Origin of the sequence: Thalassotalea marina (assembly GCF_014656435.1) — a bacterium.
GTDB classification, from domain to species: Bacteria; Pseudomonadota; Gammaproteobacteria; order Enterobacterales; family Alteromonadaceae; genus Thalassotalea_C; species Thalassotalea_C marina.
The window spans coordinates 292770-307478 of sequence record NZ_BNCK01000002.1 but is presented as its reverse complement, the minus strand read 5'-3'; the positions used below and the strand labels follow the sequence as shown (position 1 = coordinate 307478).

The window sequence follows — 14709 nt, the reverse complement described above, 5'->3', positions numbered from 1 at the left end:
TTTTGTATAAATATTAGAAATAAGGCGCTAACAAAGAGCTGCGTCAGTAGCAAAGTCATGTGAATTGGCCACCCTATTTCGACCTAGCTTTTTCGCTTGGTATAGCGCGTAATCCGCTGAAGATATCAAATCTTCATACCGTTGATGACTTGAATCGATAACTGAAACGCCAACACTGGTAGATACTTTGATTGCAGATCCTTGGAAGTTAATCACAGTACTTGCAATGGAAGAGCGAATTCGCTCCGCAACATCCAAAGCGCCATTCAAATCGGTTTCCGGTAGGATAATTGCAAATTCTTCACCGCCATAGCGGCCAAATTGATCACAGAGTCTCAGTAACGACTTAATACGTGCTGCAGTATCAACGAGTACTTTATCACCACCTTGATGACCATAGGTATCATTGAGTTTCTTGAAATGGTCAAGGTCAAACATGATAAGTGCAACGTTGTGTCCATAGCGGCGAGCTCTTGAAAATTCTTTATCAAGGCATTCTTCCCAATGTTTGCGATTAAACACTTGGGTTAAACCATCAATGCGATTTGCTCTGGCAAGCTCATCTAGTACATGATTAAGTTTACCTTGGTAATGAGCAACATCTGTTGCGTCTTCAATTAAAATGCACACATGAGATATACCTTGCTCACCTACAATCGGCATAAAAGTACAATTTTGCGCCATGTATTTGCTGTCTGTTGTAATTGGCCTAGTATGAGGTAATTCAAACAAATGGTGTCTTTGTTCCCAAGAACAAAAACTTGGCGAGTTCAGTTGAATAACACTTGCTAGTTTTCTTTCAAACCAGCGTCTTGGTAGCTCTGGGAAAACCTCAAAAACACTTTTACCTACGACATCTTCCTGCTTTTTGTGCGCATGCACCTGCATAAAGCGATTAAATTCTACGATATTGTACTCAATATCAAGCACTAACACGCCAGTGTTAATGCGCTCAGCAATCGTATGGCAAAATGTTGAGTCTTTCATTAAAACTCTTCCAATATTCTATCTATCACCTGAGTTATGTTGACAATCGCCGACTCAGGAATCAATAAAATCATGTCACAATTAAACGAATAATCAGTGACCTGGTAGGTTATTTTAACTTTTAAAGCCAAATCCCAGTTAAATGTATGCTGTTCAATATGATCAGAAAAGTTCGACGCAGCAGAAGAAAGAAAACGTGGCGCACTATACGACATTTGGTTGTCGATTTGACTGGCAAAAACATTTAGAAATGTTGTCGTCAATATTGAGCTTAAATCAATGATTTGTTCTTCAACAGATAGTTCATCTGGTTCATAACCCAATAAATCAGCTAGTCGATCAGAATCTTTTGGTTGATAGACTAAAAGCGCTTCGCCTCGAATTCCTTCATAACCGAAAAAACCTTGGCTCACTACAGCAGCGGCACTTTCCTCAACCTTTAAAGTATCAGAAATTTGGCTGGAACTCACTTGTTCAATACTTGGCACCTTTAGATAAACAAAGGTGTCTAAGTACCTGGCTAATTGATCACTCGCCTGCCCCATAGCAACGTTTATTAACTCTTGCAGGCAGTCTTGCTGATCTTCATTTAGGTTAAAATGTGTCATATCAAACCATGTTCCTGTAAGTGTTGGTTCAATACTTCGGCTTTGACAGGTTTTCTAATGAACGCTTTGGCCCCCAACTCTAATACTTTATTCTGCATTTCAGGTTGGATATCAGCTGAGATAACAAAGATTTTTGGACTTAACCCTAGTTTTTGAATTCCCTGCAGGACACCTAAGCCATCTATTTCAGGCATAGTCAGATCTAAAAAAAGCACATCAATACTTTGGCCTCTGAGAATTTTTAACGCCTCAACGCCGTTAGTCGCGATTTTTGCATCAGCAGAAAGTGACTCAGGTAAACTTCGTAATACTTGCTTTCGAGCCAAGTTAGAATCATCACAAACAAGCACAGAAAAGCTCATTGAATGGAATTCCTTTATTGTTTTTATTTTATTGGTTCTAATTTACCCTAAAAATTGCGCGCTGTTAATGAATAAACAGTCAAAAATCGATTTTTTTTAGGCAAAAGTAGCAGAATTTAACGACAAAATAGGAATTTTTGTTGAAGTGTCAATTGATTGACTCTAGCTAGTATCCTTTCCAGCTAGTTTTAAGGGCAAAAATTTGCTTACAATGGGAACGACCTACAATCCTACAACGAATTTTAATACTACGACTGACATTACCGCTGAAAGCGTATAGATACACGCAATTTTCCAGTTATATTGACGTTGTTTCATATTATTCTCCTTTTCGTTTGGCTCCATGAACCATAGAATTGCTCTTACTGCGTATAAAACAAACAAGTTCTATGCCAAAAAGTTAACAGTTAGAAAAATCCGTTATAAAAACTAACTGAGGGTACTTAAATATTAAAAAAGCTAAGTACAAGCATATAATAGACGTTTTTTGCGATTTTCGCGTAATTTAGCCAAAAATCATCTTTAAGCTAAAACATCGAACAGTTCAAAAAGCAATCAAATTGTAAGCATAGCTAGAAGATTGAAATACAGTGAACAAATCTATGAAGGGAGAGATAAGGAACAAGGCGCTTATTGTCTGTGTTAACTAGAGCTTCAACATTGATACTCATTGCAATAAATATTTGCTAAAGGCTTACCAATAACTCTTATTAAGCTGTTAAAGCTATTAACTTTTAGGCCATACGAGATAACCTTGTCGTTGTTTAATCCATGCTTTGGCTTGATCATACCCTGCACAATGGTGCTCAACTAAAGACCAAAATTGTGCGCTATGATTTAAATGTTTTAAATGACAAAGTTCATGAATTATAACGTAATCGATAACCCATGTAGGCAACATCATCAGGAAGTAATTTAATGAGATACGCCCCAAATTATCGCAACTTCCCCACCTTGCTCTATATTTCTTCACAATAACACTTGAGGGAGTTAAACCTGTAATTTGGCTAAGTTGTTTAGTGCGTTCCGGTAAAAATTGGCTTGCTCGTTGTTTAAACCAATTTTCTAATTGCTTTTTTATTAGGGTGTTGTCTGTTTTATTGGCAGAAGTTTTGATTGTGCAATAAACGTGGCCGTCTATAACATCGACACTTGGTGTTGCACCTTTATGCACAACTATCTTATGGGCAAAGCCATTAATCCAAACCGTACCATCACTGCACAATTTATTAGCAAAACGAGCAGTCACCAGCTGCTGCTTAATTTTTTGCTCTATCCAACGTTCTTTTGTCGTGAGCAACTTATCGATATAGCTGACACTGATTTGGCTAGGCGCTTTTACCAACACCCTGCCATCTATAACTTGCAACGCAATGCTTTTTCTCTTGTTGCACCGCGTTAATACGTAGTCAATCACACTATGCTCATTTTACTAAAATGCGTAACCCGTTAACTAAGCAGCATCACTCTCTTCAGATTTTACTGCTTTAGTTTTTTCTGTTGGTTTAGGCTTTTCGGCCGCTTTAGCTTTTGCCGCAGGGGCTTTTTTCACAGCAGCAGGTTTTTTAGCTTGTAATGCAATTAATACATCATCACGATGTTTAGCAAGATAGACGCTTAGCTCTTCAATAGCACTTTCGTTCAGCTCTATTGGTGCTTGCTCGAACATTTCAGCTAAGTTGTCCGCCATGTCTAACATTTTGTCATATTCGTCAGCGGCTTTTTTATCCATAAATGTCTCTACCTCCACCCCATGTCTTATGACAACAAATCGACTTTCAACGGCCATCAGTTTCCCTTATTTCTAGTGAAAAGTTGCTTCCCCATCATAACCTTGGTACCAAGAGCAACAAACTGTATATTTACACAGTAAGATACAGTTTTTACAGAAAATTGCAATGACAAATTTTCTCCTTTGTATGGACTCTGGCTTTATTGTCGATTTTTTATGGATTTCTATTTACTAGCAGCTCAGCCAGCTTAGCTTACCCAAGAAACGTCGCTCGTTATTGCGAGTTAGTTTTAGCACCAGTTTGCCAAAAATCTAGCGATAAACGGCAAAAAGCATGTCAATGTGTGTACTTCTTACTTTCAATGTAAATAAATATCTCTAGCATCATAAAGTTTCACCTAAATTTCACACTTAAAACCATAAAATTCAAAATCTTAATAAACACCCCATCTAATTAACATCGAAAAAACTGTTTACATTCGTAGGTAACTTTATCTTAGGCCAAACCTTATGTTTATTAAACACAAGGAACATTTCGGCAGAAACTTCTTTAGTGCCAGAGTTAACCAACACAATGTTTAATAGGTTTGGAGAGATACCATGAAATTATTAATTGCGACCGCAATATTGTTGTCTGTTAGTTATAGTGTAAATGCTAGTGCTTCAACTTCTGTGCAAGCTAACAGCTATTTAGAAAATGTATTAATTAAAGTGTGCAAGGCGTCAAAAACAAATAGCTTGTTGACCTACCACAACACCCTAAAACGCTACAGACTAAAAAATAAAACTGTTGCTCAGCAAGTTGTTTGTAACGGTCAGGATATAGCTAGCTTTGCTCGCTCAAATGGCGCCCATCAAGTCGCTAAAAAAATAGAAAGAAGTATCAATAAAACGACCAGCATTACCGACATTGCATCTGTTGATAAACTATCAGTTCGTTTTGAGTAATGATAAAAGTCGCCAAACTCTAAAAATATTTGGCGACTTTCTTTATTGATTGTTAAGCAATGTTAGCAAACTGGTTCATGGTATTATCTTTACCCGCGGCTTTTAACGCAGCTTCACCAGCAAAATACTCTTTGTGATCATCGCCCATATCAGAGCCAGCCATATTTTGATGTTTAACGCAGGCTATGCCTTGACGAATCTCTTGACGTTGAACATTTAACACATACCCCAACATTCCCATTTCACCAAAGTACTCTTTCGCTAGATTATCTGTTGAAAGTGCCGCTGTGTGGTAGGTTGGCAAGGTAATAAGGTGATGGAAAATGCCTGCTTCTTTTGCCGCATCCGCTTGGAAAGTGCGAATCTTATGATCAGCTTGCAGTGCTAGCTCAGTTTCATCATATTCTGCGCTCATTAATCTATCACGGTCATAAGCTGACATATCGTTACCCTGCTCTTGCATGGCATCAAATACTTGCTGTCTAAAATTTAATGTCCAATTAAATGAAGGTGAATTGTTGTAAACCAGTTTAGCGTTTGGTATCTCTTTTCTTATTTCATTTACCATTGCACCAATTTGACCAATATGAGGCTTTTCAGTTTCAATCCAAATCAAATCCGCGCCATTTTGTAATGAAGTAATGCAATCTAAAATACAACGCTGCTCACCGGTACCTTTTTTAAACTGAAACAAATTACTGGCTAAACGTTTTGGACGCACTAGCTCACCATTTTGACGAATAAGTACATCTCCATTACTAATGTCTTCGGGCGCAACTGCTTCACAGTCTAAAAAGCTATTGTACTGATCACCCAGATCTCCAGGTGTTTTTGTCACAGCGATTTGTTTTGTTAAACCCGCTCCCAATGAATCTGTACGAGCAACGATCACTCCATCATCAACGCCTAGTTCCATAAAGGCATAACGAACAGCGTTAATTTTTGCTAGGAAATCAGAGTGTGGTACAGTCACTTTGCCGTCTTGATGGCCACATTGTTTTTCATCTGAAACTTGGTTTTCAATTTGGATACAACATGCCCCGGCTTCAATCATTTGTTTAGCTAACAGATATGTAGCTTCAGCATTACCAAAGCCTGCATCAATATCAGCAATAATTGGTACGACATGTGTTACATGATTATCAATTTCATTTTGAAGTTGAGCTGCCTTTGCAGAATCACCCTGCTCATTTGCTTTATCTAACTCACGAAATAAACCACCTAATTCTCTTGCATCCGCTTGACGCAAAAAGGTGTATAACTCTTCAATTAACATTGGAACAGAGGTTTTCTCATGCATAGACTGATCAGGAAGAGGCCCAAACTCTGAGCGAAGAGCGGCAATCATCCAGCCCGATAAATACAAGTATCGACGATCTGTAGATTGAAAATGCTTTTTAATGGAGATCATTTTTTGTTGACCAATAAAACCATGCCAACAACCCAGTGATTGAGTGTATAGGCTAGGATCATTGTCATAAGCTTCCATGTCTTTGCGCATGATACCTGCAGTATATTTAGCAATATCCAATCCCGTTTTAAAACGATTTTGTAATCTCATACGAGCGACTGATTCCGCGTTAATAGCTTGCCAGTTTGCTTTTTGATCAATTGCCGATTTTGCTGTTTCTACTGCTTGTTGATAGGTTGTCATCTTTCTGTTCTCCAAGTTTTAATTTGATTTACCAAGTGGCCGCTCGGTATGTAATTCATTCTGTAAACTGTCATGACAAGATACAAAAAAGACTAAACCAAGGAAGATGCATTTATAAAATATATATTTATTATCACCACTATTCACAAGATTTATGTTCACTTTTTAACCAACACAAATCTAGGGGCAATAGGGACAAGAGCAGAGTTCAATTCAATCGAGAATGGTTTCAGCGCAAGAAACCTTGGCATTCGACTAAAATCTAGTTGCGTAACTTAGGTTAGGTGCATAAAATTTTGTTATAAATTTTAATAAGACCATTAATTTTATGAATATTGCAAAAATAGATCTTAACCTTCTTATCTATTTAGACGTTTTACTTAGAGAGAAAAATGTCACACGTGCTGCAAACAGGCTAAACATCACACAACCAGCAATGAGTAATGGTTTAAAGCGTCTAAGAAATTTGTTTAATGATCCTATTTTAGTTAGAACTTCAGATGGTATGGTTCCGACAGAACGTGCCAGAGCGCTTTCTCCTGCAATCAGAAAAATATTGCTCGACTTAGAAGAAGCACTGCAAGGAGAAGAAGAATTCAACGAAACAAGTAGTCAGCGAGTTTTTCGAATCATGGCAAGTGACTATGCCGCGTCAACCTTACTACCTAATCTATTACGCAAAGTAAACCAAATAGCGCCTAATGTGATCATTGATATCATGACACCGAGTGATGTGCGCTTTCACGATGTAGAAGCTGGTAAAATTGACATGGCAATTAACCGCTTTGACGAGCTACCTCAGTCTTTTCATCAAAAAACCATTTGGCGTGATGGCTTCTCTTGCTTACTTAGTGCCGACAATGAATTTGTTAACCAGTTTGACCTTAATAGTTATTTATCATCAAAACATGTTTGGGTATCAAAAACTGGTTTTGGTGTTGGTGTTGGCATGGATCCTAAAGATGTTCAAAAACTTGGCTGGGTAGATGAAGCACTATCAAGAATTGGTAAAAAGCGTGATATCAAAGTATTTACTCGCAACTATCACGTGGCTATGCAATTAGCCTTTGAAGATGACTTAGTCGCAACACTACCAACTAAAGCGGCCATGTTGCATCAAGATGATCCAAACTATCGGATATTACCACCACCGTTTGACATCCCTGAGATTGAACTCAAGATGATTTGGAGTCCGTTATTGCATCATGATGCCAGCCATATATGGTTTAGGCAATTAGTCATTGAAGCGGCAAAAGCGCATGAAAGTAGAACAGCTTAACAGTTTAAAAGCACTTTATAGTTTTAGTGCTTTACTCATCTGCTTAGCGATAGGTTATCTTGTTCATTATATTGTTGGTGGCTTACCACCAGCTTTGTACGGTTTAGTCGTTTTGACATTGTCACTAAAACATCGATTAATCAGAGCCGACTTTCTTGAGCAAACAATCCAATGGATATTTCGTCATATGGGTGTTTGTTTTGTACCAGCTGGTGTTGGCATTATTGAGCATTACGAATTGGTAGCTCGTTATGGCGTTACAATGGTGTTGATCACATTTGTCACGACAATGATTTTGCTTACTCTAGTTGGCCTTTGGGTAAATATTAGCGAAAAAAGGCCAGCACCATGAGCTACTTATTGTTTGCATTCATAGGTGTTTTGTTGACCATAACCACCTATCAAGTTGTTGCTAAACTGCAAGCAAAGTTGTGCGCCATTTGGCTAAACCCTATGCTTTTTACCATTCTGATGGCGATACTTGTGTTGACGTTATTTGGTATTGATTATCAAACCTACTACCAATCAACAATAAGCCTGAACTATTTACTTGAACCCGCGATTGTCGCGCTCGGTTATCCACTGTATCAACACCTAGATGCAATAAAGAAACAATGGAAAGTCATTGCTGTCAGCTTAACGGTTGGAGCGATAGTGGCAATAAGCATTAGTTTTCTACTGACCATAAGCTTAACAGATAACTATGCTATCTCAGTGTCATTAGCTTTAAAGTCAATTACAACACCAATTGCCTTGGCAGTAACCGAGCAACTTGATGGCAATCAAGCCATTACAGCGTTTGCAATAATTATTGCCGGTTTAACAGGCGCTATAATGGGAATAAAATGGCTGTCATTGTTTAAGATTGATTCGATAAGAGCTCAAGGGTTAGCCATCGGCGCAGCAAGTCATGCATTAGGTACTGCAACCATGAGTCAAATTAGTTATGAACATACTGCTTATAGCTCTATCGCCCTAATTTATTCTGCAATTATCACCGCAATTATAGCTCCTGGAATTATCGAGCTACTCGCCTATTTAAGTATTTAGTTTATTAATTAACAGGGGGTTTACATTCATCAGGTGAATATCAAACATCAAGTTTTGCAATAACAAGGTTACCAAGATAACAAAAATACAATTTAAAAGTTAACTTACAAGAACTTACAGAAAAACATGTAATTCAAAACTTCTTAGGTAAACACACTCTCAGCATTAGCTCGACTTTAGTGCTATTGAATCTAATAAGGGAGCTAGCTAGAGTCTTAGTAATTAGAAAAAGTAATTTAAGGTAAAAGCTTTCAAGCTTTAATTCAGAACCTTTTACTACTCAAGCAATTGCAGAATAAAGACAGCGGAGTGAACAATGACAACACGTGTATCAAGCAACAACTTGTTAATTGCCAATGAGTTATACGACTTCATCAATCAGCAAGTGCTACCTTGCACTAAGCTATCTTCACAGCAATTCTGGTTGGCAATGTCTTCAATTATTGAAGAGTTCAGCGCTGAAAATCAACAGCTGCTTGAGACACGTAGCAAACTGCAGAAACAAATTAATCAGTGGCATAAAACAAATCAATATAACAGTGAAGATCTCACTAGTTATAAAAATTTTCTTCAGCAAATTGGCTACATTGAAACACCTGTCGAAGATTTCAGCATCACAACATCTAACGTCGATGAAGAGTTAGCTACTATGGCTGGACCACAACTGGTCGTTCCTATTACCAATGCTAGGTTTGCCCTAAATGCTGTCAATGCTCGTTGGGGTAGCTTATATGATGCACTTTACGGCACAGATGCGATATCTGAATCTAATGGCGCCGAAAAGTCAGGTAGTTATAATCCAGTGCGAGGTCAACAAGTTATTAATTACGGCCGAGACTTTTTAGATCAAGTAATTCCACTGAAACAAGGGTCTCACCATCAAGTTATTGACTACCAAGTTAACGATCAGCAATTACAAATTACCTTAGCCGACAAAACAACAACACAGTTGTTAAATCCTGAGCAATGGCTAGGCTATCAAGGCGCAGCTTCAAACCCTAGTGCTATATTGTTTGAACATAACAATCTTAAATTTGAGCTTAAATTTGATAGTGGCAATGAAATATCCAGCAGAGATCTAGCCGGGATCAGTGACATTATCATGGAGTCGGCATTAACAACTATCATGGATTGTGAAGACTCAGTAGCTACCGTTGATGCTCAGGATAAAGTAGTCGCTTATTCAAACTGGTTAGGTTTGATTAAAGGTGAACTTTCAACACAAGTCACCAAAGAACATCAAACTTTTATGCGCAAAATGGCCAAAGATAAACAATATTTAGCGGCTGATAACACGGCATTCACAATAAGCGGTAGAAGTGTCATGTTTGTCCGCAATGTGGGTCATTTAATGCAAAATGATGCGATATTAACCTCAGATAACCAGCCAGTATATGAGGGCTTACTTGATGCAATGGTCACCTCTTTAATTGGCTCCATTGATGTAAACTCTAACAATGAATTCAAAAACTCAAAGTTCGGTTCAATTTATATCGTAAAACCTAAAATGCATGGCTCTGCAGAAGTTGCTTTTACTGACAAAGTTTTTACCCGTGTCGAACAATTGCTAGGCTTAAACAAAAATACCATTAAATTGGGGATCATGGATGAGGAACGTCGAACTAGCCTGAACTTAAAAAATTGTATTAATGCTGCTAAAGATCGCGTGGTCTTTATCAACACAGGGTTTTTAGACCGAACTGGCGACGAAATCCATACCTCTATGCTAGCAGGCGTTGTTGAACGCAAAAACGACATTAAAAAGACGCGTTGGATATCAGCCTATGAACACCACAACGTGTTAACTGGCCTATCATGCGGTATGTCGGGCAAGGGACAAATTGGCAAGGGCATGTGGGCAATTCCAGACAATATGGCCGATATGTTAGAGCAAAAGATAGCTCACGTTAACGCTGGTGCAAATACCGCGTGGGTTCCTTCGCCTACCGCAGCGACGTTACACGCACTGCATTACCACCAAGAAAATGTATTTACTATTCAACAAAACATTGCTGACTTAAATACACAAGCACTGTTGGATGAAATGTTACAAATTCCACTTGCAACGTCAACAAATTGGTCCGAAGCGACAATCACTCAAGAGCTCGAAAATAATGTGCAAGGCATTTTAGGTTATGTAGTTCGCTGGATTAACCAAGGTATTGGTTGTTCAAAAGTACCTGATATTAATAACGTAGGGCTTATGGAAGACAGAGCAACGCTTCGGATATCTAGCCAACACATTGCCAATTGGCTACACCACGGTATTTGCCAACCTGAGCAAGTTGAGCAGGTTATAGAAAAAATGGCCAAGATTGTTGATAGTCAAAACACTGGCGACGCGACTTACGTTCCTATGGTATCTAATTGGCAAACAAGCATGGCAGTAAAAGCTGCTCGCGCCCTTATTTTTGAGGCACAACATCAGCCTAACGGATATACAGAGCCTTTATTACACCATTTTAGATACCAGTTAAAACATGGAAAGAGCTAAGGCCTGAATAAATAATATTGATTGCTTCTCCCCCATATAAATTGGGGGCTGGCGATTAATCTCAAAAATAAGACCGCTTGTCCCAAAGGTGTAGCGTAACAAGATAGTAACATTTATAGTCTAAATGTAACTAATGTTGTATAGCTGTTGCCGTTGTTGAGTAGCTAATTTATTGCTACTGACATACTTTAAATGTGGCAGGGGATTAAACGATGAGATCATTTGCAAAGCAATTATTATTAATAGGTTCTGTTGGTATTTCTTTTACGGTTTCGTCTGTAACTGAAGCTGCAGAATTAAAAGATTCACCGGAAATTTTTGCCGGTATGTCTTCATCTCATATTGTTTTTAACAACCAACATCAGTATTCACTGCTAACATTAGCCAGTGCAGAAACAGTACCAGATAAAACCTGTAAAGTGGTAAAACGAAACGAGCTTTACGAGCTATCTGCAATATTAAGTGACAAAATTCACGTTTTCCTAGCCTATTTCGACAAAAAACCTAAGTTTCAGATTGTAGAAAAAGAAGAAGATAAAAACGCTTTATCAATGAATAGGCCAAACATCAAATAAGCAACATTAGCGTTGTGCTCGCGCTTAAATCAATTGGTGTTGTGTGACTTGTCCATGCAAGTCAATTTCCAATTGGTTTGTTTTTATCACCAAAGTTTTTTTACCCCCCTTGTCATCGCAATATTCTCACAACTTACGGTTAAAATTTTCACAGCGGTAATTTCAAATAATATATCTTGCAACAAAAAAACGCGCCAGTTGCGCGTTTTTTATTATTAGGGTTAGCTACTCTAAAATTCGTAGCCTTGGCCTTTTTCAATTAATTTTGCCACTGAAATGCTATCTGCTGAACAAGATAAGATATCTTTTTTGCTAAAGACAAATATTTTATCTTTATAGCGACCATGTTCCTTTTCACCTGCAGACTTAATGATCAAGCTAACATTTTCATTTTTCGGTAATGAACGTAATCCATTGCCATACAAACAAAAAGCTTCAGCTAAAGTATTGGTTAAATTTTCATAATACGCCAAGCGTTCTTTCTCTTGAGCTGCCTGTTTAGCAATTTGAGCTTTCTGCAGCTCTTTGGCTTTTAATGATAATGCTTCCAACGCTTTTTTATGCTGCTCTTGTTCTTTGTCTAACTCTTTTAATCTAGCTTTTAATTCAGCTTTTGACGCTTCATCGGCGCGACGCAACTGAAATTCAATATCACGCTTTTCACGCTCTAGGTCTCTAATTTCATAACCAGTGTCACGCTGCTCATTTCTAATATCTCGGTACCTTTCTCGTTCTTCATGCAAAGATTCAATTGCTTTTTCATAAGTATCGGCGGCATATTCCATCGCCTGTGCAACTGACTTCTCCATTTCTATTTGAGTGTCTTCATCTATTTCAATGTCATGTGCAACCGGCGGTACAGGAGGGACTGGTGCCGTAGGTGCAAGCGCAGGCATTTCAGGCAATACAAATTTGAAATTGTAATTTCCCCATTGATTTCGGCTTGCACTTGAATTAACGGTAAAAACAACACCCTGGCCTTTTAAATAGACGCTTTCTACACCATTAATTTTGTGTCCTCTGCGAGCTCTATCATCAGCACCAGTGGAAGACTTAATGATTTTGCTCATGATATCGAGTTGTTTTTGCATCTCATCATATTCATTTGCGAAAGCCTGAGTTACTGACACTGCCAATAGACTCGGAATAATGGCACGGGTAAAAACTTTAGTTAATGTGTTCATCGATTACTCCTCAGTAGTCCAATTTGCTGGCTGTGCCTGCAAACCTAATTGTTGAACTTTGTTTGTTTGAATTTGCATAGTTTGTTGCAAACGCTGTAATTGCATCTGCTGATCAAATTTGTCATCAGCGCGTTGCTCATTTATGTATTTAATAAACTCGCTCATATCTTCTTTTCGCTCTTGTCGCGACGCTCCCATAATGTAACTTGCCAACTGCAAATTACTTTCCTGTTGTTTGACTTTGATGTCTGAAGCGTAATTCGCCAAGATAACTTGTTGCTCACTTGCAAACGACTGCAGCTTTTGGTCAATAAGCTGATTCATTTGTTGCTGCTGGTTCGCTTGATGACTACCAGCAAAACTCAACATAAACCCTTCTTCTTGCACAACAACTTCAACTTTGAACAAAACGAGTGTCATGGCAAACAAGGAAAATGCGAACGACATTGCAGGTAAACCTTGCCATTGCCACCATGACTTTTTGTCATTTTCAAACGTGGCATCTCTGTTCCAATTTGGCACATTAACTTCCGGTGTAACATCGGCATGATGTGCAATCGTTTTAGCCACTTTTGCCCTATCTTGCCACAATGAAGCCTCGTCACTGTCTTGCGCAAAAAATTCGTCTGATGCGCCATTTTCAAGCCATTGTGTAAAGGCTTTATCTTGGTCGGTATCTTTATTTCTAGACATAATCCAACTCCACATATTCTTTTAACTTGTCTAGGCCACTGTAGAGCCTAGATTTTGCTGTATTTACTGAAATACCCAACTGTTTTGCTATTTCATCAAATGTTGCATGTTGAAAAAATTTCAATTCCACCACTAATTTCTGGTTCATAGGTAAATGCTGCAAAGCATTTTGTATTCCTATTACTTGTTGGCCCGTTGATAACGATCCTTCCGGGCACGCGGTATCATCTATTTCTTCAGGCTCTGGTGAATCATCTAACGATTGAGTTGGCTTTTTCTTTCGATAAAACTCAATACACCGATAGTGCGCAATCTTAAACAACCAGCCTTTAAACGGGCTGTCACCGCGAAACGATGACAAATTTCTAAATACTGCAACAAACACATCTTGCATCAAATCTAACGCGTCATCAGGGTTACTGACCATTCTTAACGCATAGTTGTACAAAGGCTTTTCGTAGCGTTTTACCAAAGCAATCCACGCAGACTTTTTACCTTTTAGCGCTTGTTTTATCAGCGTTTCATCGCTTCTTTCAAACACGCATATTCCTATTATTTTATTGTGGCCAACTCACTTTGTTTGCTGGCTTAACGATCGTTGTTATTAATAAGGTCGTTCCAGCGAAACAAAAAGTTCTTTATTTCTTCATTATTTTTTCAAAATATTTACTGCATAATTTTATTCTATATAAAACAGTACGATATTAAAAAATTATTACGATTAACCATAGAGTAAAAATTGCCTTTTGGTTAACAGTTACTAAACTTAATTCAGGGTTTCATCAAAAAGGAGTTAGTTGAAATTTATGGTCACCGCATCTGCACGCCACATATTAGTCGATAACAAGCAACAGTGTAATGAATTGAAATCTGCCATTGAATCAGGTGGAGACTTTGCAGCTTTGGCTAAAAAGCATTCTAACTGCCCTTCAAGCATTCAAGGCGGTGCTTTGGGCTCTTTCAGCAGAGGACAAATGATCAAAGAATTTGACGATGTAGTTTTTTCTGCAGAATTAAATAAGGTGGTAGGTCCTGTACGTACCCAATTTGGTTATCACCTAGTTGAAATTACACGACGAACAGAAACTTAAAAGGTTTGTTGGGAAACAGAAATAAAAAAGCCAGCTTTCGCTGGCTTTTTTG

The 14709-nt window shown here is 38.2% G+C and carries 16 protein-coding genes; 7 read left to right on the top strand and 9 right to left on the bottom strand.

The features are described 5' to 3' along the window. Positions 1-27: 27 nt before the first annotated feature. The 5 genes from IE199_RS04650 to IE199_RS04630 all read right to left on the bottom strand — a co-directional run bounded on the left by IE199_RS04650 (position 28) and on the right by IE199_RS04630 (position 3746). Positions 28-987: a sensor domain-containing diguanylate cyclase gene (locus IE199_RS04650; protein WP_189767757.1), complete on the bottom strand. Its 960-nt coding sequence runs from the start codon at positions 985-987 to the stop codon at positions 28-30. After that, a complete protein-coding gene (locus IE199_RS04645) occupies positions 987-1595 on the bottom strand; it encodes a chemotaxis protein (RefSeq protein WP_189767755.1) in 609 nt (202 codons plus the stop codon). Before IE199_RS04645 ends, IE199_RS04650 begins: the two co-directional genes overlap by 1 nt. Further along, complete coding sequence (locus tag IE199_RS04640; RefSeq protein WP_189767754.1) at positions 1592-1957, bottom strand: response regulator; 366 nt, start codon at positions 1955-1957, stop codon at positions 1592-1594. Before IE199_RS04640 ends, IE199_RS04645 begins: the two co-directional genes overlap by 4 nt. A gap of 727 nt (positions 1958-2684) precedes the next feature. Continuing rightward, positions 2685-3374 (bottom strand): M48 family metallopeptidase, encoded by a 690-nt coding sequence (locus tag IE199_RS04635; protein WP_189767752.1) that lies wholly within the window; start codon positions 3372-3374, stop codon positions 2685-2687. A 36-nt stretch (positions 3375-3410) separates the two neighbouring features. Then, positions 3411-3746 carry a YebG family protein gene (locus IE199_RS04630; RefSeq protein ID WP_189767750.1) on the bottom strand — a complete coding sequence of 112 codons (336 nt, stop codon included), beginning with the start codon at positions 3744-3746 and terminating at the stop codon, positions 3411-3413. Between the two features lie 543 nt (positions 3747-4289). On the opposite strand from IE199_RS04630, the gene IE199_RS04625 reads away from it, so the two are divergent. Continuing rightward, the gene (locus IE199_RS04625; protein WP_189767748.1) at positions 4290-4637 is read left to right on the top strand and encodes a DUF3718 domain-containing protein; all 348 of its coding nucleotides are present in this window, start codon (positions 4290-4292) and stop codon (positions 4635-4637) included. Between the two features lie 52 nt (positions 4638-4689). On the opposite strand, the gene IE199_RS04620 is transcribed toward IE199_RS04625, so the two are convergent. Beyond that, the gene (locus tag IE199_RS04620) at positions 4690-6291 is read right to left on the bottom strand and encodes an isocitrate lyase (protein ID WP_189767746.1); all 1602 of its coding nucleotides are present in this window, start codon (positions 6289-6291) and stop codon (positions 4690-4692) included. A gap of 328 nt (positions 6292-6619) precedes the next feature. Here IE199_RS04620 and IE199_RS04615 point away from each other — a divergent pair, with 328 nt between their 5' ends. The 5 genes from IE199_RS04615 to IE199_RS04595 all read left to right on the top strand — a co-directional run bounded on the left by IE199_RS04615 (position 6620) and on the right by IE199_RS04595 (position 11689). Then, positions 6620-7570, top strand: a complete 951-nt coding sequence (locus IE199_RS04615; protein ID WP_189767744.1) for a LysR family transcriptional regulator — start codon at positions 6620-6622, stop codon at positions 7568-7570. Then, positions 7551-7922: a CidA/LrgA family protein gene (locus tag IE199_RS04610; RefSeq protein WP_189767742.1), complete on the top strand. Its 372-nt coding sequence runs from the start codon at positions 7551-7553 to the stop codon at positions 7920-7922. Before IE199_RS04615 ends, IE199_RS04610 begins: the two co-directional genes overlap by 20 nt. 32 nt (positions 7923-7954) lie before the next feature. Next, a complete protein-coding gene (locus IE199_RS04605) occupies positions 7955-8620 on the top strand; it encodes an LrgB family protein (protein WP_229854527.1) in 666 nt (221 codons plus the stop codon). A gap of 316 nt (positions 8621-8936) precedes the next feature. After that, a complete protein-coding gene (locus tag IE199_RS04600) occupies positions 8937-11114 on the top strand; it encodes a malate synthase G (RefSeq protein WP_189767738.1) in 2178 nt (725 codons plus the stop codon). A 212-nt stretch (positions 11115-11326) separates the two neighbouring features. Next, complete coding sequence (locus IE199_RS04595; RefSeq protein WP_189767736.1) at positions 11327-11689, top strand: hypothetical protein; 363 nt, start codon at positions 11327-11329, stop codon at positions 11687-11689. Positions 11690-11919: 230 nt separating this feature from the next. Here the strand turns inward: IE199_RS04595 and IE199_RS04590 are convergent, their stop codons facing one another. From IE199_RS04590 to IE199_RS04580, 3 genes are read right to left on the bottom strand one after another with little or no spacing between them, the layout of a single operon-like run. Further along, positions 11920-12873, bottom strand: a complete 954-nt coding sequence (locus tag IE199_RS04590; RefSeq protein WP_189767735.1) for a hypothetical protein — start codon at positions 12871-12873, stop codon at positions 11920-11922. 3 nt (positions 12874-12876) lie between these two features. Continuing rightward, positions 12877-13566 carry a hypothetical protein gene (locus tag IE199_RS04585; RefSeq protein ID WP_189767733.1) on the bottom strand — a complete coding sequence of 230 codons (690 nt, stop codon included), beginning with the start codon at positions 13564-13566 and terminating at the stop codon, positions 12877-12879. Next, complete coding sequence (locus tag IE199_RS04580) at positions 13559-14107, bottom strand: RNA polymerase sigma factor (RefSeq protein WP_189767731.1); 549 nt, start codon at positions 14105-14107, stop codon at positions 13559-13561. The genes IE199_RS04585 and IE199_RS04580 overlap by 8 nt, the downstream gene beginning before the upstream one ends. A gap of 265 nt (positions 14108-14372) precedes the next feature. Here IE199_RS04580 and IE199_RS04575 point away from each other — a divergent pair, with 265 nt between their 5' ends. Continuing rightward, complete coding sequence (locus IE199_RS04575) at positions 14373-14657, top strand: peptidylprolyl isomerase (RefSeq protein WP_189767729.1); 285 nt, start codon at positions 14373-14375, stop codon at positions 14655-14657. Positions 14658-14709 lie beyond the last annotated feature (52 nt).